This is a genomic window from Mesomycoplasma ovipneumoniae (assembly GCF_035918255.1).
Classification (GTDB): Bacteria; Bacillota_I; Bacilli_A; order Mycoplasmatales; family Metamycoplasmataceae; genus Mesomycoplasma; species Mesomycoplasma ovipneumoniae_A.
Window position 1 is genome coordinate 624,856 of the sequence record NZ_CP142136.1, and the last position, 24,152, is coordinate 649,007.

9 protein-coding genes are annotated in these 24,152 nt (G+C 29.6%); 2 read left to right on the forward strand and 7 right to left on the reverse strand.

Going from position 1 to position 24,152, the window contains the following annotated elements; genetic code table 4:
* Positions 1-32 precede the first annotated feature (32 nt).
* The 4 genes from U3G01_RS02230 to U3G01_RS02245 form a co-directional block, all read right to left on the reverse strand.
* Complete coding sequence (locus U3G01_RS02230; protein ID WP_255031107.1) at positions 33-12,143, reverse strand: DUF1410 domain-containing protein; 12,111 nt, start codon at positions 12,141-12,143, stop codon at positions 33-35.
* Positions 12,144-13,100: 957 nt separating this feature from the next.
* Positions 13,101-14,306, reverse strand: a complete 1,206-nt coding sequence (locus U3G01_RS02235; RefSeq protein ID WP_255031108.1) for an acetate/propionate family kinase — start codon at positions 14,304-14,306, stop codon at positions 13,101-13,103.
* On the reverse strand, positions 14,306-15,259 hold the full coding sequence (locus U3G01_RS02240; RefSeq protein WP_069097694.1) for a phosphate acetyltransferase: 954 nt from the start codon (positions 15,257-15,259) through the stop codon (positions 14,306-14,308). Before U3G01_RS02240 ends, U3G01_RS02235 begins: the two co-directional genes overlap by 1 nt.
* Before the next feature lie 227 nt (positions 15,260-15,486).
* Positions 15,487-16,920 carry a hypothetical protein gene (locus tag U3G01_RS02245; RefSeq protein ID WP_303622462.1) on the reverse strand — a complete coding sequence of 478 codons (1,434 nt, stop codon included), beginning with the start codon at positions 16,918-16,920 and terminating at the stop codon, positions 15,487-15,489.
* 111 nt (positions 16,921-17,031) lie between these two features.
* Here U3G01_RS02245 and U3G01_RS02250 point away from each other — a divergent pair, with 111 nt between their 5' ends.
* Positions 17,032-18,213, forward strand: coding sequence for an IS3 family transposase (locus U3G01_RS02250; RefSeq protein ID WP_326564822.1), 1,182 nt, complete (start codon positions 17,032-17,034; stop codon positions 18,211-18,213).
* A gap of 25 nt (positions 18,214-18,238) precedes the next feature.
* Here U3G01_RS02250 and U3G01_RS02255 read toward each other — a convergent pair whose 3' ends face one another.
* From U3G01_RS02255 to U3G01_RS02265, 3 genes are all read right to left on the reverse strand, one after another.
* The gene (locus U3G01_RS02255) at positions 18,239-18,598 is read right to left on the reverse strand and encodes a hypothetical protein (RefSeq protein WP_318034408.1); all 360 of its coding nucleotides are present in this window, start codon (positions 18,596-18,598) and stop codon (positions 18,239-18,241) included.
* A 369-nt stretch (positions 18,599-18,967) separates the two neighbouring features.
* On the reverse strand, positions 18,968-19,135 hold the full coding sequence (locus tag U3G01_RS02260) for a hypothetical protein (RefSeq protein ID WP_255031290.1): 168 nt from the start codon (positions 19,133-19,135) through the stop codon (positions 18,968-18,970).
* Between the two features lie 986 nt (positions 19,136-20,121).
* Entirely contained in the window at positions 20,122-21,663 is a 1,542-nt protein-coding gene (locus U3G01_RS02265) for an APC family permease (protein ID WP_255031291.1), read from the reverse strand.
* A 142-nt stretch (positions 21,664-21,805) separates the two neighbouring features.
* Between U3G01_RS02265 and U3G01_RS02270 the strand changes: the two genes are divergently transcribed.
* Complete coding sequence (locus U3G01_RS02270) at positions 21,806-23,596, forward strand: Mhp366/Mhp367 family surface (lipo)protein (RefSeq protein ID WP_255031293.1); 1,791 nt, start codon at positions 21,806-21,808, stop codon at positions 23,594-23,596.
* Positions 23,597-24,152 lie beyond the last annotated feature (556 nt).

Here is a 24,152-nt window from a genome sequence, read left to right on the forward strand (position 1 = left end):
TAAAATTCGTTGTTCTAATTTGGTTGAATTTATTAATAGATGATTCTACCTCAAGCATTTTCATGTTTGGTTCATGGGATAAAATAAGGGTTTTGGGCATCAACCTGAAGTCCTTGATATCCTTTTACTGGCAAAAGGTATTGGCGAGTTTTATTGTTATGGGTAGATTCTTGGTACTGTTGGCCTTTAACATATGTATTTTGACCAACATCATCCCTTAAAAATCTATTTTCAACAAAATTTGGGGGTAAATATGGAAAAACAAGCAATCCCATAAAGTTTAAATTTGTATTTTCAGAAGGAAGATCTTGTTCAGATCATGTTGCTGGTGCAAGGTTTATTTCTAAACTTAAATTTCTAGTAGATATATCATCTTGAAGTCTAATCGGATTACCATTTTTGTTTCCAAACAAGTAAATTTTTCCCGTTTGATCAATAAATGCTGCATATGAAACCGTTGGCATAATTTCTTGAACTCTTTCAATTGATCCGTAAGGATTTTGGAATTCTATTGTAAAAATTTTACTAGATTTATTATATTCTGTTGATTTAATTCCAAAAGGCTCTCTCTTTTTTCTGCCGTGAAAGAAACTTTGTTCAACAACCTGCTTGATGAATCGATTTCCTTGTCTTGGGTGTTTGACATATTGTTGCATTGGGTCGTTATTGTCAGCCCTTGTTGGATTATCACCTAGTGTTTTAATCGGACCAGTTGGGCCAATGAATAAGGTTTTTTCTTCTTTAAAGTCTTTATCATCGCGAAAATTATTTCGTACTTTCTGCGCGAGAGAGTTATCAAAAGCACTAATAATTTGGGATTGCTGTGTATCTCTATCGTACTGACGAATTTCAGAGCTATACCAAACATTTCCAGATGGATTTGATCAAAAATTACCTCAATATGGATCTTCCTTTTGAATTATTGGTGAAGTCATAAAAGTTAAATTTATGTTTTCTGACAATGTAGGGACTAATGGTTTGTAGTCTGTAATATTGATATTATTATGGTTTGTTAAACTACTCAAAAATTTTGGATAAATTGAAATAATTTTCTTAGCGAATGATTCTGGAGAAGTTCAATGATATGTAATTATTAATCCAATTTTTACAGTTTTAATTGGTTGCTGATCATCAACCTCAAACTTTGCAAGTCTAAGTGTATAAAACTTATTACGAGCTTGATTTTCTCTTAATTGAGTTTGCGGATATACAACTTTAGGGATTTCTCTAACTAAATCAATATATTCTTTAGTAGGAGAAGTTAAAAGTGATGAAAAAGGATTTTTAAGATTATAATCATAAACTTTTACATCAAAATCTAAATTATAATCACTTGAATTATTAGATGTTCATTGGTTTGTTGGGCGATTATAAATACTTGATCCATCGTCATTTGTCGCATCAACTTTATATGTTGAATGTAGATTTTGTGAGCCAGGGTTTTGTATTATTGCTTTTTGATTATCAAAACGAACGTCAGAAGATAATTCAACTCATTTATTAATATCATCAATATTCTCAAATTTAGCCTTATCAAATTGATCTTTTAATGAACTTAACAAATTTTTAGGATCTTCAAATTCCATTTCGACGTATGCACCAATTTGGTTTAGCGGTTTAATTTCAGATTTTTTGAGCAAAATTCTGTTTGTATATTTAGCAAAATCAGCAAGCTCAAATTTTAAAATACTTGAATTAGCTTTAGTAGTAGCGTTAGTGTTATTTGTCTGATTAGTTGAAAGCTGCCCTATAAATTTAGATTGTGTTGATTCTTTTCGATTATCATTATCCTTGAAATATTTATACTGAATAGCAACTCGCATTTTATAATACTTTAGTCAAGACGCATCACCTCTAAGACTAAAGGCAAAGTAGCGACGATAAGGATTGAAATCTGAATCAGGAGCACCTAGATTGCGTCTATTATAATCTATCGAAGTTTGAATTTCATCAAGTCGTCCTCTTTCTCTTTCTAAGTCTTCTCGACGTTTATTTATTGCCTTAAGGATTTCAACACCTTCAGCTCTTAGAATTGTCTCATATTGAGACCTAAAACTATCGGTCGCTAACTTTTTAAGCAAACCTATACGAATTTCGTCTTGTTTTTGGAAGTTTTTAATATCTTCGGTAATTACTTCAATTTTTTGGTCAATAATATCTTTTTGAATTAAAAGTCTTTGTAATTCGGGACTTTCGCTATATTCACTTGGTGGACCAGCTAATTCGCGCGGATTATATAATTCAATTTTTGAACCTATTGCACCTGGCTCATATTTTGCAACTTTTTCTCAACTTGCTGAATCTGTAGTGCTATTGTTTTTGTTTTTATCTGTAACACCTTGAAGAATCAATTTTCAATCTTTAATTGATGATTCATCAATTGCAAAATAAGGATCATCAAAAGCAAAGTAAATAGTTTGCTCAAAAGTATCTTCTTTTCCTGAATGATTATAAAAATTAGTTATACCAGCTTGAACTAAAGGTGGTTGGGTTAATTGGGTTGTAAATTGAAGATTATTTCTTCTAGCAACAACACCACTCGCATCAGGAGTTGGACTAGTCTGATCAAGAGATAAAGTGAGTTGATTTGCTTGATCAGCTTCAACTGTTTGAATTTGACTAATTTTATAAGTTGTTGATGGATAAAGATTTTGGTCTTTAGCATCGGTTACTTCTTTATTTTTTAGTTCGGCAACAAGTGCTTTTTCATTTTCTTTATATTTAACGGTAAATTCGTATTCTTTTTCTTCTTTGTTATCACCAGTTGTTAATTCTTTACCATCAGGACCAAGAGCTTTAAATTTAACTTTAATTTTTTTATCATTTAGCGACCACATTGAAACTGGATCAAGATTTAAATTTAAATTTTCTGGAAGATATTCTTTTGTAGGTGTTCTAGGTTGGGATGGCGACTCAACGCGTGGCTGTTGAACTAAAATAATTTTTTCTGGTGAGAGCACGGTAAATGGTGTTTTGAAAGTTTTAGGTTCAACACTAGCCTCAGTTTGGGTAGTTACTAATCCAGCTGCTCCATTTTCTAATTTAAGTTTGTAATCTTTTTCACCAAAAGGTATTTCAAGATCTTGACCTTGAAGTTTTAAAATTTTGTACTCAACATTTGGAATTAAATTTTCTAAATCATATTCAATCTCAAATTTAGATTCATCTTTGAATGTTGTAACTTGTGAAGTTGTAATTAAACTAATTGGAATTTTTGATTTAGTTTCTTGTTTTGGATCGGGTTGAATTAATAAAACAATTGGATTTTTAACAATTCGATCAAAGTTAGTTGGATCGCCTTTAAGTTTAATTTTTAGTTTTGCACTTGTATCTGTAAGTTCAGAAACAACAAAAGACTCAATTACTGGAGGAATAACAATTTCAGATTCTAATTTAGGTGCATATTCTAAATTATATTGACGCTCTGGAACGGCAATTACAATATCTTCAGGATTTGCACCTTTAAGATCAGTGCTTTCAGAAACTTTTTTGAGCTTAAATTCAAAGCCAATTTTGGCTCCAGGTTTGATTTTACCTTCTGCTTTGGCATTTAAGTCAATCTCAACTTTATATGGTGTTGCTTTTTTAGTTTGATCTTCAGTTACTTCTAGATCAGAAATTGTAGCTATTTCAGAACCATCGTTTTTGTTTCTAATTGTAACTTCAAATGTAGCACCTTTTAAAAATGAATTATCATTGTCAAAGTAAAGGCTTACAGTTCCAAATACTTTTGATCCATCTTCTTTTGTAGGCGCTAATTCTTTGGCAGCAGGATCATGATCAGCATCAGGAGAACTAGTTGGCGAAGGAATAGCTGCCGGTACTGGCGCGGTTGTTGTTGTTGCTGAAGTATTATCAGTCCCAGTTTTTAGATCTTTAACTTCTATATCAGATAAAAATATTTTCTGAACTACCGGTGTGAATTTTAAATTTGTTGAGGTTTTTAAATTATCGATTTTAACTCCGGCAATTTCAAAATTCTTAATTTCATAAGTATGATATCTATCAAGATTATTCAATTTAAAAGTAATTTTCCCGGTTTTTGGATCGTATTTTGATTCTGATATAAAACTAATTTCCTTTTTATCTGAAGAATCTACGGTTGGTGAAGTTGCTGGAGTTGGAGAGCTATTAGCTGGAGCTGATGTGGCAGCTGGGGCAATAGTAATTGTGGCAAAACTTTCTGGAATTTGTAAAAAGTGCTTGTTAAAATGAAATTCTAAAGTTGCTGATCTACCATCGGCATCTTTATCATCATCCTGAATAAAATTGACACTTTCAGTATATTCAAATTGAGCTTTAGTTTCAAAAAATGGAATTTTTTGGTCTAAAGGCGAATTTTCAACCTCAGTAGAGTTGAATTTAGCTACTTCCATTTTATTTTGACCCAATTCAATTGGGATAGCATGATTTTGAGCATCAACAGTTTTAATTTTTAAATTAGGATTTGAATTAGACAATGAAGAACTTTGAGAAGTGCTTTGCTCAGCTTCTTTGATTGTGAATTTAGTAATTTCGTAAGTTTTATTTGGAGCTAAATTAGCTTGATTTAGTTGATCTTTAGAAGTTTTATTATCAATTGTTACTCGTGAAATTGGACCATCAGGAATAAATGTAAATTTGGTTGTTTGAGGGCTTTGGGCTTGGTCACCAACACCTCCTGCGCCAGCAGTTGCTCCTTGGGTTGGTGTTTGGTCAAGTTTTTCGGTAATTTCAAGTTCAATTTTGTGTTTATTTCTTCAAAGATATTCATCTTTTTCGTCAAATTGGATAATTACATTTGCAGCCTCATCTTGATAAGAACCAACTTGGGAAAAATTAGTAAGTCAAGCTTTTTTAGCTGGAGTTGTAAATTGTTTTTTATCAACTCGAGCATTTTTATACTCAGAAAGTTCAATTTTTTGATCTTTATAAATAAAATGTTCAATATTGTAAAGCGAAGCTTTGTTTAAATTAGATTCAAAGGTAACAACATAAAAATGTGATTTATCATTTTGAGCTGATAATTTTTTAATTGAACTAGCTTGTCTTATTTGTTCATATTTTTTAAGAGATTCATTATATAATTGCACTCGAAAATTACTTTTGTGCTCATCTTCATCAGATAAATCTTCGGAGGAAACAAAATAGGCATAAATTGTTGTTGTAATTCCTGAAGTTTTATCTTGTTCTTCGGTATAAATTAACTGATCATACAAAGCAATTGGAATTGTTTTAATAATTGATTTTTCATTAACTTTTCCTGAACCAGAAGGCTGATTTTCAAAAGTAGCTTCAAGAGAATAAGCTGAGTTAAAATCAACAAGATTTGAAGCTGTACCTGTTTGTGTATCAAGCGAAGAAGCTGAAGCTGGTTTTCTAACTAATTCAACTTTTGTAATTTTATAATTATAAGTTTCAAATAATTTGTTTTGATCAATATTTTTAGTGCTGCTAGTAATATTAGTTTCAATATTTGAAGGCTTAGAATTAACTGTATTAGTTTCTGCATCAATAGAAATTGAAGTTGCTGCTTCTGGAAGACTAATTGTTTTTTGACTTTGGGCACTATTTTCGTAGTTGTCTTGAAGAACAACACTAATTGTTCCATCAGAGTTAATTATTCCCTCAACAGTTGAAATTGGAACGCTAGAATTAACTTTATCAATTCGTTGATATGAAATTTTTGCAGTGTAATTTTCCAAATATTGGGCTGTTTTATCATCAAGCGTAATTTTAACATTAGCGGTTTTATTAGTTGAATTAAAACTTGAGTCAATTTTGGTAACACTAAAACTATTTGGTGTTGTCCGAAATAGTTTGTCTTCGTATTTGACTAATTGATCATCAAAAGCAAGACTTTGCTGAATTCCTTGATCATCTTGGTAAATAACTGAAACAATTTGGTAATAATTTAGTGTTTTTAAATCATTTGCACTAAAAGTATATTCAGAAGTTGTTTGGTTTTGAGTTGGATTTCCGGCTAAATCTGCTATATGTTCTTGACCATCAGTAATGTCAATATATTTTAATTTAATAGTTGGGGAGGCAACATCAAGTAATAATGTTGAATTCAAAGTAATTTTAATTTTAGCGTTAGTTTCGGCTAAATTAATTTTTTGGACCCTAGTAATAAATGAAGCTGTATCAAAAGTTGCTCTTAAAGCCGGACTAGAATTACCAATAGATTGATTTGAATCTGGATTTTGCAATGGAGTTGTTGAAATTTTTACATTAGCAAAATTAGTACCTTCCAAGGCTTGATTTGACGATGAATCACTGTCGGCAGTTGGGCTAGTAGGACTTGGACTAGCAGAATCTAAACTAGCAGTTGCGTCTTGGAAAGTTGTAACTTTTGATGAGCTTGAATCGTCAAAAACACTTGCTAGGCTACGACGAGTTCGACTTAAAGGAGCTAGATCAACGCTAGCTGAGTGAACTTTTGTCGAGTTAGAAGAAGTAATTGAATTCAATGGGAAATATTTAACAATTTCTTGGTTAGAATCTACCTGTGGAACAAACTCCAATTTAGAAATTTCAAAACGTGAACCTGCTGGAACTTTGCTAGCAAAATTATCTTTGTTAATTTCAAAAACGGCAAGACCGTTTTTGTCAACAACTGCCTCAGCGCTAAGATCTGGGTCATCAGGATCTGCATCTTGGAATTTTTTAAATGTAAGTCTAACTTTATTATTGATTAAAAATCAGTTTTTGTTAATATCAAAAACCATTCGCACAACTGCCCCATGACGTTTAAATTCAGTTTGAGCAATATATTCTGGAACAACATCACGAGCGGTAGTGTGGAATTTTTTTTGATCTTCAGTAAGTGTGTTAATAAATCCAACAGCAATTCCGTTAACATAAATATCAATAATTTGGTAAATAGTATATTTCTCTAAATTTTCAAGTAAAAATTTAGCCTTTGCAGTTGAGCTGTTTTCATCATATTCAATTGAAGCACCAACTTCGGCAATTGCACCAGTACGAGTTGATCTTACTAACAATTTTATATCATGATTAGAATTAAGAGATTTAGTTCCGTTAGCATTATAATCTTTGAAAAATTGTTTTGGATCTTTAATACTTAATTCAATTCCGGCGGATGTATCGGTTAAATTAGTATCATCTAAAGTTAATTGCCCTAGTCCTTGGCCAGGTTGGCTAGGGACTTGATTTTGTTGGCTAAGTTGATTAAGTTTGTTTTCAAGTAAAGTTTTATCAATTTTTATTTCAGAAATTAATGATTTAGTTGAGAATAATTTTTTGCTTGAATCAAGACTAGTTGTATCAAAATTAACATTTATATTTTGGGCTGTTGCATCTAAACTTGGAGCAGAACGTCTTGTTCTTATTGAACGAGTATTGCGAATTTGTGTTTTTTTTGATAGTTTTAAATCTTTGACTTCATAAGTGCTTGCTTCATCAAGATTTTCGATTAAAAATACAGCTTGATTATTTGAAATTGTTACTTTTGATGATTTTTTAATTTCATTTTCTTTAGTTTTGAGAACATATTCAAGTTCAGCTTCAAATTGATCATTTAAAATATCATCATTAACTGAGTCAAAAAAGACTGTAAGTTCAACACTAGTTTTTGAAACATCAACATAAGTAATATTTTTAACACTAACAGTGGTTAATTGAGTTACAAATGTTTTAGGTTGATCAGCCAAAGTTGTTGAAAAAGGAATTGAATAAATACCATTTGGCCGAACAACTTGAATTGAACTAACTTCATATTTTGTTAGTTTTTCTAAATTGTTATTAAATTCAAATTCAACTGAAGCTGAAGTTTTAGGACTTTGGCCAGCAACTGAAGTTTCAGCTTTAATTTTTGCTGAAGCTAATACTAATTTTCCAGTTTGTTTGTTAATTAGTGTTAATGTAGCAACTTGGTCTTTTTTTAGTTTTAGTATTTCATTATTTGAATTAGAAAACTCAACTTTAATTTTTGCTGATTGTTGTTTGTCAATTGTTTGTGTTGAATCTGTTGGGTTAAATTCAATTCTTGAAGCAACAACATCTGTTGCAAATTTAAGAGTTTTTTGTTTTGAACTAGCGCTAATTTCAGCTGCAAGATTTTGGTCTCTTGTTTCAAGAAAATCATTAACTATTTTAAATTTAGGTCCATTTTGAGCATTTTCAGCATTAGTTTTTACATCAGACTTGTTGGCTAAAGTTAAAGTGGCAATTTTAAAGTCAGTTCCTTCACGAAGATTGTCAAAAACAACATCAGCTCGTAGACGACCATCAGATAATCTTGTAATTTGAACTGTTTTTTTAGTATTAGAAGTTTGAACTCCGGCAGTAGCATCAACATTAACAAATGTAGCTACTGGGTCACTATCTTGTTTAATTTCCACTTCAATTTGTTTGCCTGCTAAATAAGCATCTCTAATTGGGTCAAAATAAATTTCGGCCTTTACTGAGTTTTGTTTTATATCTGAATAAACAAGGTTTCTAATCTCAATACTATCAACATTTACAACAAAAGACTTAGAATTATCTTCAGTAAAATTTTTCTCATCTTTAAAAATTAAATGATCAGGACGAGAATAATCATTTACTGAAACTAATTCATACTTTGCTGCCCGATCAAGATTAGAAAAAGTAAATTCAGCTTCAATTTGACTGTTTTTTTCTTCTGCTCTAGCACTTGAAGCCACAATTGCGCCAGTTTGGGTGTTTTTTAATAAAAGGGTTAATTGTTTTTGTTGGTTAGCGACTTGTTGTAAAAGTAGTTTTTGGGCATCAGCAAAAGCTAGCTTTACTTTAACAGTTTCGTCTTGGTTTGAAACAACGCTAAAAGATTTTAGCTCAGGAGATGAGTAAAATTTTTGGGAGTCAATACTTGCTTTTTCAAGATCTGGGCTGTAATTATTAACTGTTTTTTCAAATAAAAAGCCAACAGAAGTTTGAATATCTTTATTTTTTGTCTCGTTAGTAATACTTAAAATAGAATATTCTGAACCAGCATCAACTGAGTCAAAATTTAGTTTTAATACTAAATTTGAGTCTACAATCGCACTTGCTTCAACAGTTTTTTGATCTCTTGAGTTTTGAAGAACAACTTTGATACTGTCGCCACTTAAAAAAGTATCACTAACTGGGTCAAAAGATAATTCAATTGCGATTTTATTATGAGTCTGCTGAGTTTGGACTACTTTTATAACTTTTGCCGTAGTTGCAACCGTAGCAAAATTACGCTGGCTTGCTGATTCATCTTTTAGCGCATCAGAAAATTCGATTTTTTGGGCATCAACTAAAATTTCACTAACTGTATAGTGACTTAATTTATCAAGATTTTGAACATCAAATTCAACTTTGTTAATTCCGTCTTCAAATTTTATCTCATTAGCTTGGGCTGAGGCCATTGTTCCGGTTGCGTTATTTTTTAAGAAAATAACTGCTTTTTTCAGTGAAGAATTTGCTCTTTTTTTATATTCTGGATCTTTTGTGGTAAAATTAACAGTCAATTTTGCGCTGTCTTGAGTAGGCTGAGCTGAAATTGAAGCAATATCACTAAGAGTATAAAAATAAGGTAAATTATCAGTTTCTTGTTGGTTCAAGTCAATAAATTTATACTCTAAATTATCAAAAAGCTCGTCTTGGTTTGGCGCTGGTTCTAATTTGAAAAAAGTATATTTTTTCCCAGCACTTAGACCTTCTAATTTAACTGAAAGTAAATTATTTGCAAGAACTGAGTATGAATCAGTATTTGCACTTAAATCTAAAGGTAAAGATTTAACTTCTTGGTTGTCTTCGGATTTAAAAATTGCATTAAATTTTTTGCCATTTAAATAACGATTGAAATTTGGGTCAAAATAAATTAAAGCATTAGCGCTTGTTAAGTTAATTGATTCAAAGTTTGCACCAATTATTTTAACTTTTTGGAAACTTGTTGTAAATCTTGCATTTAAATCAAGAACACCTTCGGAACTAAAAAAATCAGTTTTTCCCAGTATTTCAACATCAGCAACTTGATATTCAGTTTTAGGATCTAAATTTTCAAGATCAAAATGGACAATAAGTTTATCATCAGCTAATGTGTAGTGTGTATTTTGGACTGAATTTTGGGTTGAAACACTAATGGTTGATAAATTTGATAGATTTAAGTTAAGAGTTTTTGTTAAATTAGCAAAACCGGGTTGACCAAATGTTATTTTTGCATTTAAGTCTAAATTTGTCTTTGAAATATTTTTAAAATCACCAAGAATTGTTACATTTGCCCGCGCACTTGTTTGGTTGATATTCTCAAAACTAATGTCTGAGACATAATATTTGACAAAAAATTCGTCCAAAGGTAAATTTTGTTGGGTGTTTTTGTTTTGATCAAAATTGATTGCAACTGCAACTTCTGGATAGTCAGAAATGACAATTTTATCAAGTTTATATGTTGTTGAACTTTCAAAGTTTTCAAGTTCAAATTTAATTTCTGAACTCTGAGGGAAACTTGCTTTTGATTTATAAAGTTTTTGGGGCTCATCTTTTTTGTGATAGTATAAATAAAGTTCTTTGTCGTTTAAAAATGATGAATCAAGCCCAAAACCAAAAGTGTATTCAACTTTTGAGGCAAGAATTTTTGGCTCTAATTTAATAAAAGTTTTAAGATCAGAAATTGAAGTAATAAAATTACGACTTGCTGAGCCAGACTCAAGACTGTTGTCTCAAGCTAGACTTAAATAGTCATAGGCATCTTTGTTTTTGGCAAAAACTGAATTTGGATTTAGCCCACCAAAAACAACTCTATCAAGGCTGTACTTTGTTTTATTTGTGAGTCCTTTTGGCTCAAAACTAATTTGGTAAGAATTTATCCCATCAGTTTTTTTAAAAACACCACTAACTGGAAGAATTGAATTATCATCTAAATATAAATGTGCCTGTCTTCCTTCTAAATTATCAACTGAGACAACAGATAAGTCGATTTTGGCAAAAGTTGCGCCTGTTGCAATTTTGGAGTCAACAATTGCCGCAGGTGTATAAAAGTTTTTAATAAAAGTTTTGCCAAATTCAACTTTTGATGACTCAAGTTCAAAACTTTCGATTTGATAAGAAGAACCTGGGGCTAAATTGTTAAGATCAAAGCTCGCTAAATTAGCAGCAAAAACTGAACTGACACTAAATTTTTGACCTGTTTGAATATTTGTATAGTTTAGTTTTATTGGTTTGTTTTCCAAATTAGGACTAGTATCTAGAGTTGAAAAATTAACAGTAAGTCTTTTTGAGTCAAAAGTTAAATTTTGGTCAATTAATGAATCAGCACGATAATTATATTTGTCTGTTGTTGCCTCAAAAAGTTTTTCTTTTTGGGCATCTTGTTCGTAATTAATTTGTGGGGCAAGGGCAATTTTTTGCATTGGCACAAGCGGAATGTCACTGTTTGTCTCAGAACTGTCAACATAACGAATTGCACTAATTTTATAATCCATTCCCGGATGGAGATTTTCAAGGCTAAATTCAGCCACTCCGTTTTTAACGGTAGCTGAATCTACATAAGAAGTGTGAATTTCCTGAGAACTGCTAAGCGGATCAGTGTTGCCTGCTTGATTTTTTAGAATAAAATAATACTCAAGAGCAACTTTTTTGCCCTCAAGGTTGGCAGCCTCATCGGCAAATTTTAGCGAAACTGAGGCACTAGAAGGAGTTTTTGTTTGAAAATTAATTGTTGAAACTGCTGGCGGAGTGTCAACAAAATTGCTAACATTTTGACCAAAGGCAATTACCTTTTTGGCTGAAAATCTTTTTTGTTTTTTATCATCAAGATAAACTTTTAGATAGTATCTTTTACCAAAACTAAGACCATTATAATTTGAAGATAGCCTTCAAGTTCGACTAAATTCATCATAAACGGCCTTATGTGAAGCAATTACATCATTGCCTTGTTCATCGGCTGTAAAGTCAACGTTTAAATCTTGATAATTTAGTTTGTATGAATCTAAATCGCTAAGGGCAAATTCAAGTTCATAGCCAATATTATCACGATTAATATGTTTAAAATCAACAATATTATATTGAAGTGTATTTCAAGACTTTAAAAGGAAAGGAAGAAAACTGAGTGAACCAATGCTAAGTCCACCAAAGGCAAGTAATGAAAGTATGATTGCACGTTTTTTGCTTGCTTTCATTAATTTTTTCTCTTTTTTTGTTAGATTTTCAGCCATAATTACTCCTCTTTATATATAATACAGATTTTGTTCTAATTTTACCAGTTTTTTGCTTAATAATAACAAAAAACAAAGTTTGAAATTATTTCAACTTTGTTTCTTTAAATAAAAGTAGATAGGTAAAATAAATTTTAGACTTTACTAGATATTTCAATAGTATGTTCTAATTATACTAAAATACTTTAAAATCAAAAGAAAATAAAAAAATATTTTTAGTAATTAACCATTTTGGCCAAAAATTACTATGCACAAAAAATTTTTAAAAAAATGCTTGGCCTATGAAAAAATTCTGTTATAATAAAACTCGCTAAGAATAATTAATAAATTTTGATATTGAATTAAGGGGGATTTAACTATGTTTTTTGTCTAAAAAATCAGACAGCGCGAATTTTCCATTATATTTTTAAATATGATGGAGTGCCATAAATTTGACCGTTTAGAAATCTACAAATTTATGGCTTTTAATTATTGTTCTTTCAAAACTTCATATATTTTTTTAAACTCAATGTAAGTAAAAAAGAGTTTTCTATTTACATTGAGTTTAAATAGTAGTTGTATTTTTTATGGTTTTGTTATTTTATCCATAAATTGATTTTTTGCAGTATTTTAGCTAAAAAAGGTAGTTTAGACATTTTATAATTTTGCTTTTAGGTTAAAATTTTAGCTTTTTTAGTTTGCCTTATTTTATTAATAAGTAGATTTTGCATTCCTGAGTGTTAGATTTAAAATTTAGTGTTTTTTCCTTGATAGTTATTTTTTCTGAGTTTGCCAAAAAAGTTAAAAAAGTGCCGAAAACTAAACCAGGACACTTTTTTAAGATTATTTATCAAACCGGGAAACTAGCCAAAATTAATCCGCACAAAATTTTTAAAAAAATGCTTGGATCAAAATAAAAATATTGTACAATATCAATACTTTGGTTTTATTATGGGTTCTTTCAAAACTTAATAAAGGTTAGTTTCAAACTTTGAGCGCGTTTTTTGCTATTAACAGTTCTTCGTTTGTTTTGATTACGAAAATGTCAAGATCTGATTCTGGTGCTGAAATTTTTTCAATAGCACCAAATTCTGGAATTGGTCTTGAATTTAGTTCTTGATCAAGAACTAAATTCAACTTTGGTAATTGAATTTTTGCAATTACCAAAGCGCGAATTAGTGCTGAATTTTCGCCTACTCCACCGGTAAAAACTAAAGCTTTAATGTTTTTACCAACCTTATTAATATAATTAATTAGATAGTCGACAATTTTCTGCACATAAACTTCAAGGGCAAAACTTGCATCTTGATTACCGTTGTCTGCAGCAGAAATGACATCCCGAAGGTCAGAAGAAACGTTTGAAAGTCCTAAAAGTCCTGATTGTTTGTTTAAAAGTGTGTCTAAATCAGTAAAGGAAAAATTAGCTGTTGTGCCTAGGTAGGTTAAAATTGAGGGGTCTACATCGCCGCTTCGGGTTCCCATGGCAACACCTGCAAGTGGTGTCATTCCCATTGAAGTATCAACTGAAGCCGAATCTTTAACAGCGCACAAAGAAATCCCATTCCCAATGTGCATGTTTACAAAATTAACTGAATCAGAATTATAGATTTTTTCAACTTGTGTTGTTATATATTTGTGAGAAATGCCGTGAAATCCGTATTTTCTTATTCCGTACTTGTTTGCTATTTGGGTATTAATTGGATATGTGTAATTAACTTTAGGGATACTTGCGTGAAAAGCGGTGTCAAAACTTGCTGATAATTTTGCTCAAGGAAGTAATTTTTTAATAGCGCTAATAGTTGCAAGCGCCCCTGGATTGTGCAAAGGTGCAAATTTTGCTGCTTCTTCAATTTTTGCTATTGCTGAATCATCAAGGCGAGCTGGAGCATTAAAACTTGCACCTCCGTGAACAATTCGAAATCCGACAAGCTCAAATTCTTCTAGGTTTTGGACTAAATTATTGTCTTTTCAAAGTTGAATTTGACTTTCTAAGGCATCAGAATGAGTTGGAAAATCCTTGCTCAAGTTGTAGCTTTTTTCGTCAAATGTCATTTTGATTTTGCCTTCTTGAAGTCCAATTCTTTCGATTAGACCAACTCCGAGCAAATCTAATGTATCTTTTTCAAAAATTTGTCATTTAATTGAGGATGAACCAGCGTTTATAACTAAAATTTTACTCTTCATTATTTATCCTTTTCAACTTGAAGTGCGCTAATTAGTGCGGTGTAGAAAACATCTTCAACCGTTGCTCCACGTGATAAGTCATTAATAGGAGCGGCGATTCCGGTGATTATTGGTCCTATTGCTCCAAAGCCCCCAAGCCTTTGAGCAATTTTGTAGCCAATATTTCCAGCATCAAGATTTGGAAAAATTAAAACATTCGCATTTGTAGCAACATTTTCACCATATTTTTGGCGACGTACTTTATAGTCAAGAGCTGCATCTAATTGAATTTCACCATAAGCTTCAATTGGTGAGGTTGCATTGAACATTTTTACAGCTCTAGATACGGCATCAGATTGAGGTGATTTGGCTGATCCTTTTGTTGAAAATGATAAAAAAGCCGGTTTAGGGTCAAATCCAAGTTGAATTGCAAAGTCAAGTGCGTTTTTAGCAATATCTGCTAATTGAGTTTCGTTTGGTAAAATATTTACCGAAATATCACTAAATAAGTATTTTTCATCACCTCGATGCATTATCATTACGGAAGAAATAGTTTTAATATCTGGTTTTGGTCCGATAATTTTGAATGCAGCTCGAAGAATTTCTGCAGTTGGATAATTAAGCCCGCCTATTACAGCGTCAACTTTTTTGTTTCGAAGGAGCATTGTCCCGTAAAATGCATTAGAATCAAATTGGGCGACAGCTGATTCTAATGTTTCTTTGTTTTTGCGGATTTTTAAAAATTGTTGTATAAAAGTTTGTTTTTCTTCTTCGTCAACTAAATACTGGTCGATTTCAAGATTCTCATATAATTGGTCAACAAGTAAAATTGGTCTAACTAAATTTTTAGCTTTTAATTGCTGAGCGGCTTGAATTGCCCGTTCATCATGTCCGTCAATAATTAAAACTGAACGTAGACTTTTAGTTTCATTTTGTTGTTTTAGTCGTAATTCAAGATAATTTTGGTATGTCATTTTTTCCTTTCAAAGGTCAGTTTTGATCAACTAGATTTAATTTTACAAAATTTTTTTTATTTTGCTAAAAAAAAGATCAATAAATTACTAGAAAATAACTAGTTATTTGAATTTTTTATTAGTCTGGTAAAAAAAATATATTTCAAGAACATATATTTCAAATAAATAAGAATTTAAAAAATAAACTTAAATCTTTTATCTTTAAATTCATTAATTAACAAAAAGATCTACGATTCACCTTCTATCTCAAGAAATTTTTTACTTTTATTACCGCGAAAATCTACTCTTGCAAGTTCTTCATAATATTCAGTTCTATCATCATTATCTCAAGTAAAGGGGCCGTGTACTTCTAAAATTAATTTTTTTTCTTGTTGACTATATAAATTAGTATTTTTTAGAAAGTGTCTAAAAAAGCCAAATTCATGATCTATTTCTTTTAGATATTTATTCAGCGCATCCCGATATAAAATTAATTCTTCCATAGATGATTCAATCACATTTTTATCTAAATCATTTTGCCTTGGCAATCTAGAAACAAAGAAGGCCGGATCCATGCCATCACGCAAAAAAATATCTTGTTCAAGTTTGACCAATTTTTGTTTGAAATAATATTTTAAAATTTTGTATTTACCTTGATAAATATCATCATATAAATTTGAATGTCCAAATCAGTAGTAAATTTTTTCACCATCAACATACAATAAAATGAAATTTTTTAATGCAATTGGCATAATCCATGCTTCGCCCGCACAAAAGGCGGACTTGTAATATGGTTTGAATCAAAAAACTGGGTTTTTTGAGTCAAATTGGGAAATTATTTCATCAAAAAGTCCATATTCTTGTCCACCAAAGTAAAAAATTTCGAAATTTTCAGGTTTTAGTTTTGCCCAACTTGGCAGAATAAAATAATCAGGTACATCGAGGGAAAAATATAAATCTTCAAATTCATATTTAGGGCCAAATAAAATTTGCAACAAATAGATTAATTCGATTTTATTTGTTCAGTTATTCACATTATCATAATAAGTTTGGCCGTCTTTACCAAAAAGGTTGATGCAATATTCGCGATACTCTGGACCAAATTTATCAAATCAACTAAGAATAAATTTATCACGATTTTCAATGTTTAAGTTAAGTTTTTTAATCCCGTATCTTTCAAATTTTTTGAGCAAATTTTCATAAGTTTCAAAAGTAAATACGTTTTGAATTGGTTGAATTTGGGTTTCTTCGTCAAAATTATAATTCTCTTTTAATAACAAATTGTAGATACTTTCTACATTTTCTCCTAAATATGCTTTATTTATATCTACAAACTCTGAATTATATTCATATCTATTTGATAAAAAATCAAAGATTTTCTCGTGATAATTTGCTAAATTTTTTGGCTTTGCATAAGGAACACTTTCCTTAATTTCCTTAATAATTAAATCTTCAATTTCTCTTAATCTACTTTTTCGTTTAAATATTTTTCAAAAATAAGCCGGATAAGAGATTGAAAATTCACATTTTTCAATATCATCAAAGTTTTCAAATACAACAGCAACTCTTTTAAAATCTTTACCATCGTGTAAACCATATGCAAAATAAAGTTCAGAGTAAGAAGCGGCAGTTTCTTCTTCGTTTATTTCGCAATTTTCAACGTGCTGACTAAACCAGGACAAAAAAAATTAACACTAAAGGTGTTGGCTTTTTTTGTCCGAGTTTAGGAGAAAGCTAACACCCAATGTGTTAGCTTTTTTAAATTTTCAAATGCAACAAAACGGAGAATACTAATGTCAAGGCACTTTATAAAAGACGAGTTTGATATGATTTATAAAATTTACAATGAATTTGGATTAAAACAAACAATAAATTATATAAATGATATTTCGCCAGAAACAAATTTTATAACCAGAACACAACTACTTCGAAGAATCAAAAAAATTATTCGGTATTATAATAATGGTATGCAAGATCAATTATTAGATAAAAAAGGCGCGAACAGAAAGCCAGGGAGTGGCAAACGTAAAAAACCAATTGAACCTGATTGAAACGAATTTACAAAAGAAGAATTAATAGAAATAGCTAAGAGATATTACGAAATCAATAAAGATAAATTAAAATCAGGAAAAATTAGTGAAGCCAAAACACTAAATATTCCTTATAGCAAATCTGCAAAAATTTTTAATGTATGCAGGCAATCAGTGGCAAAATCTAAAACTAGAGTTATAAAAGTAAGGGAACACAAAAATGATGCAATAATTAAAAAATCCTTTCTTGATAACAAAGGTAGATATGGTCGCATAAGGTTGAGTGCTTATATTTCTATGAAATATAATATTGACATTCACCCTCGAAGTCTTGGCAGACATTTAAAAAGATTGAATTTAGTATGCAAAATTAGAAAAAAAAGAAGAAAGAGCGAAATTAAGAACACCAAATTCGCACTGCCGGATATTGTTAAACGCGACTACAATGATAAATTAAATAGAAATATTTTTGCTACTGATATTACATATATAAAAGCTCCCAGAGATGTTAAGGAAAGCCATGTATTTTTGTCTGTAATAATTGAGCATAAAACTAAAAAAATCAGAGATTTTAAATTATCTGTAAGCAATGATCTTAATTTAGTTATGGATAATATAAAGACATTTAGGTCTATTGATAAAAATTTTGTTATTCATTCAGACCATGGATTTCAATACACTTCAAAAACCTATATTGACAAAATAAATAAAATGGGAGGAACTGTTTCATTGTCTCGCATAGGAAATTCTTTGGATAATAGGGAGGCTGAATATTGATTTTCAATTATAAAAAGTGAATGCTTAAACGAGTTAAACTACAGTAAAATAACTTTTGAAGATCTGAAAAAAATAATTGCAGATTATATATATTGATACAACAACTATAGAATTCAATCAATTTTAAATTGAAAAACACCACAGCAATATGCTATGATGTTACAATAATATTAAACTGTTAATTTTTTTTGTCCTAGTTTAGACAGTCACCAATTAAACACTTAATATCATTATGAAAATGGAAATCTTTGAGTTTTTTGGAAAAAAACGTACTTTTTGGGATATCTTCTAGTTTTAAATTATAAACATAATCTTCTTGTTTATAATTTAAACTAATAATTCTTTCAATTGGATTAGGATTGTATGAGTCTGTAAAGTAACTATATAAAAAATCTGGAATTTGATAATGCTTATAATAACAATTAGAAGTTAAATCAATATCATACTCATTCATGTTACCAATTGAACAATGATTTTTAATATTAACTTCTAAATATTTTAGTTTTTTTAACTGTTTTTTTGCCTTAGATACTAAATTTACTTGGTTTTCCATATGAAACACTCACTTTAGATATTTAACATTTTTTATTATTAATATAGTAATTTATAAAAAAGAAGATTTTTCAACACAAATTTGGTTTTGAAGTTCTCTAAATTAAACAACATACCCTTCAAATTTTAGTTTTAGTACACCTTTTCAAAATGTAGTTCACTTTTTTGTTAAGAAATTCAAGTAAAGAGCTATTTAAAATTAGAAGGGTATCTTGATTAATTTGTATTTTAATATCATCTAAATTAGGGGTTAAATTATTGCTTGTTTTGTTTAGATGTGTTTGGGTTTTTTTAATATTTGGATTGACAACAAGCGACTTTTGTTGTTTTTTGCTAAAAAAAAAAAAAAAAATGGACTAAATCACCAAAATTAGTAGTTTTTTGACTTTAATAAATCTAAATCGCGGACTTTGACTTTAAAATCTAAATTGCTTTTTCTATTTCGAAAATGCCGAAGCGACCCAAAAACACTTAGGTTTAATAAAGAAAAAGCGACAATATTAGTGATAAACTTAAAAAACTTTAACTTATTCTTCATGTTTTTTCCTTTTTTTATATACAATATTAATTCTTTATTATTATAATTATACTATATATTAAAAATTTTTTAGGAAAAAATACCTAAAAAATTGTTTTTTAAAAGAATAAGTTATTATGTTAATCAATCGCTAAAAATAAACTGCACTAAAATTCAGACATATTTTCCTGAGTTTCCAAGTTTGATGGCAAAATTCACTTTTTATTGAATACAAATATGAAAAAATACCCGTAAATCCGGGTTTTTTGACGCTAAAGTCTTAATCTTTATTGTTTTAAAATTAACCTTTTGCAAAAAAAAAAAAAAAATGCTTGGTCTAAAATAAAATTATGTTATAATAACCCTCACTAAGAATGAATTAATAAATTTTGATATTGAATTAAGGGGGAATTAGTTATGTTTTTTGTCTAATGTGCTTTGATAGCGCGAATTTTCCATTATATTTTAAATATGATGGAATGCCATAAATTTAACCGTTTAGAAATCTATAAATTTATGGCTTTTGATTATTGTTCTTTCAAAACTTCATATATTTTTTTAGGCTCAATGTAAATAAAAACGAGTTTTCTTTTTGCATTGAGTTTAAATAGTAGTTGTATTTTTTTATGATTTTTGTTGTTTTATCCATAAATTGATTTTTGCTAGTGTTTTGAACTAAAAAAGGCAGTTTAGACATTTTATAATTTTACTTTTTTAGTTAAAATTTTAGCTTTTTAGTTTGCCTTATTTTATTAATAAGTAGATTTTGTATTCTTGATGTTTAGATTTAAAATTTAGTGTTTTTGCTTTAATAGTTATTTTTCGTGAGTTTGCCAAAAAAGTTTAAAAAGCGTCAACCGGACGCTTTTTAAAGATTATTTCATCAAACTGGGAAACTCGGGAGGCGTATTTTTGCAAGCAAACATAAATTTAACTAACAAAATTACTATTTTTAAATAAATAAAAATGAAAAACTGGTTAAATAAATTTCTTAATAGATTTGATTTTTATTCAGATTTTTCAATTTTAGCTGAGTCAAAATTATCAAACAAATCAAATTTATCAACTTTAGAAATTAAGAAGTAATTAATATAAGGGAAAGAAACAAATATTAATATTTGTGTAATAAAAATTAGAAAACTACCGATATTTGTAAGCATTAAACCATTAGCAGCAAAAACTCCAGCACCAGAAGAAGAATTAGCATGCGTTGCAACGGCATAAATTTGTGAATAAATAAAGGCAACAATGGCAATTAGAATTAAACCTGAAGAAATTATTGCCGAAATTCAATATAATTTTGGGTTAATTTTACGCTCAATTGAATTAGGATACTTTATTTTTTTGCGTGAATAGGCGACAATAATTGCCATATATACACCAAAGAAAATTAGTGAAGGGAAATTGGACATCGAATCAACAATAACATCGCTACCATACCCGATTCCTGATCCATCTTTTTTTGGAAGTTTAATTGCTAGCGAAGGGATATAAATAACAAGCGCCCAAAACACTAATGTAATAAAAAGATAAAAAATTGTAACTTTTTCGTTAGAATATTTCTTTTTTAAACTATAAACTCCAACAATTGCATTTAATTTTACAAGATCTCTAACTTGATTTACAAATGCAGCATTTAAAGAATTAGTTACACCGTATGTTGAAATCAAAAGGAAAAATGCCACAAAAATATTGATACCACGGGCTGCATCAACCGGGAAAACGTCGCTAATTAGACCTGAAATTGTTCCTTTGTTATGCAGTGCTGATGATAAACCAATAAGAGTATAAACACTAACAATCAAAATCATTCCCGCTGTAATAATCAAAGGGACTCTTTTAGTTGCTTTTTGAACCTTATTATGAATTGAACCAACCGAAAGAAATGAATCATAAGCAAACAAAACCGCTGGAAGTGCAAGAATTAATTTTGAAAAATCAAAACTATTTTTTTCAGTTACTTCAAAAGCACTAGAACCACCGGCATTATGAGTTGTCGGGAAGAAAATTCCAGCAAAGACGGCAACAATTAATGGAACAAATTTTAAAACTGTTGAAACAAGGGCAATATATCCGGAAAATTTAACAGAAATATAATTTGTTATTACAAACAAAATAGTAAAAAAAGTACCTAATAATATGTGTGCCCAAAATGGAAATGAGAAAGCCGAATCGCTAGCTGTCTCAATAAACCAAATTGTAATTTCAGACGAATATATTCCTAAAATTAGGCTTAGCATTCCTAAATAATAAAATCCATAACTAAATAAGACAAAATAACCGCTTTTTTTGCCACCAATTTGGTAGGACCAGTTTGCTAGCCCATTTAGTTTGGTTTGTTTTAAAAAGCTAATTTCAGAAAAACTAATTGCAGCAAAAAGCGAAATTATTCCTCCAATAATTCAAGCAAAAAGTCAAGCATAGCCATTGTTATTAGTGGTTGCTGCGATGCTATTATTTTTGAAAAAAATTCCGATTCCAACAACTGAGCCAACAAGCATTGATAAGGCTGCAAAAAAACCAAGTTTTCGGGCGCTTTGAATTTTCATGAGATTTCCTTTTTTAATTAAATTGTAAGTTGATAAAATTTTGAATATTTTAAAATTATATTGTATAATTTACAAAATCCAAGTAATTTTTTGAATTTTAAATCTAAAAATTGCTAATTTATAACTAATAGAGAGATATATTATGAAAAACTTATCAAAATATCTGTTTTATTTAGGTTTTCTAAGTCCTTTTGCAGTTATAAGTTGCACTTCGCAAATCGAGTTAGTAAGAACTAATCCGTCCAAAGTTGAAAAAAATTTGCCAGAAGTTGAAACTAAACCGCCCAAAGTTGAAACTAATCCATCAAAAGTTGAAACTAAACCGCCCAAAGTTAAAACTGATCCATCAAAAGTTGAATCTAATTTACCTAAAGTTGAAACTAATCCACCCAAAGTTGAAAAAAATTTGCCAGAAGTTGAAACTAAACCGCCAGAAATTGAAATTAATCCACCCAAAGTTGAAACTAATGAAGATGACCAAAAACAACCAGAAAAAATCGATTCATTAAAACCGAATTCTGAAGAAACAAAAGAAACAACTGAAAAAACAACAGAAAAAATACAAACTGACACGGCAGTTAAACCTGAAATCAAAGATGATTTTGAATCAGTTGAACAAACTCAACCTATTTTTGATTTTGTTCAAGTAAACAATAAATCGGTACGAAATTTCCGCACAGATTTATTATCAGATCTTAAACAAAATGATTTTAAAGCCCCAAACAATCTAGTTTCAAATTATAGCCGCTATTTTCTTAGAAATTGGGAAAATGTTGTTAAAAAAGAAAACCAAAACACCTTTCTTGGACAGAAAAATGATAATTTAAAAGTTTATTTACTTGATAGAATGAACCCAAATTTAGTTGGTGATATTAATGCTAAGCAAAATCATTTTGCTTATTTTAACCGCCCCGCTTTAGGAAATTATTATAATTTACCTTGATTTGGGTTTAATTCTGATAGTCTTGAGCAAAAAAGATTTTCCAATATTTTTACAAGAAACATTCGCTTTGCGACCGGAACAGGTATTTTTTTAAACGCAAATTCCGAAAAAGCTGCTTTTTTAACTAATGCTCACGTTATTCATCCACAAGGAACCAAAATTCCTTTTTGAAAACTAATGAATAAAAAAGTTGGCCACAACCAACTAAATGCAAGACTAATCAAGTTTTTACAATATTATGATGATTTTAAGATAAAAGAACTAGATAATCGCATTTTATTTCGCCTTTTTGAACAAGAAGAAAAATTAAAAAAAGGAATACCTAACTTACCGCCTAGTTTCCAAAGTAATGTAAAAATTGATGAGTATATGGAAAATTTGTATCAAAATTATTTTGAGCTGGCAGAATGAGACAATTACGACTTTGACATTGCCGTTTTTTATTTTAATTACTCAAAATTTATAAACGATGTTGATAAACTTATAAAATATTTTAGCGAACACCAACAAGGTTTTATAAATTCAACTTATTCGCTTCAAAACGGTAAATTCCAAAATTTTGTCAACAGTTTTGCTGAATTTAAAAAATATTGACAAAAAATTTCAAAATTTCCGCCGCTGAAAATTTCAGACCGAATTTGAGACGATGGTGATTTTGACTATACAACAAAAATAGGGATGTTTTGGGCAAATAATTTATTTTCAAAAAATGTTTTTAAAGGGGTAAATTTTCGCCGAGATAATGGTGACCCACGTTTAATTGCCGCTAATTTTTTTGCAACAAACGGACCTGGAGCATCAGGAAGTGGAATTTTTAATGCAGATGGAAGTCTTGCTTTTATTAATCGTTCAATTTTAACTGTAAATGGCAATGTCAATTCACTTTTTTATGATCAATTCGGGCTTACTTCCCACTTGACTTCCGGAATCGCCCTAAGAGCAAAAAATTATAATTTAGTTGAAAGAATTTTGAAACTTTATGTAAAATAAAATTCCCGTTTTTAGGAATAATTCAAACCTGAGTTTCCAGTTTGATGCAAAAAATTCACATTTAGTGAATATAAATATGCAAAAATACCGGTAAATCCGTATTTTTTGACGCTAAAATCTTAATTTTTATTATTTTAAAATTAACCCTTTGCAAAAAAAAAAAAAAAAATGTTTGGTCTAAAATAAAATTATGTTATAATAACACTCACTAAGAATGAATTAATAAATTTTGATATTAGAATTAAGGGGGACTTAGTTATGTTTTTGCCATAAAAACTCAGATAATGCGAATTTTCCATTATATTTTTAGATATGATGGAAAGCCTTAAATTTAACCGTTTAGAAATCTGCAAATTTAAGGCTTTTAATTATTGCTCTTTCAAAACTTCATATATTTTTTTAGGCTCAATGTAAGTAAAAACGAGTTTTCTATTTACATTGAGTTTAAATAGTAGTTGTATTTTTTTATGATTTTTGTCAGTGTTTTAACTAAAAAAGGTAGTTTAAATATTTCATAATTTTGCTTTTTAAGTTAAAAATTTTAGCTTTTTTTAGT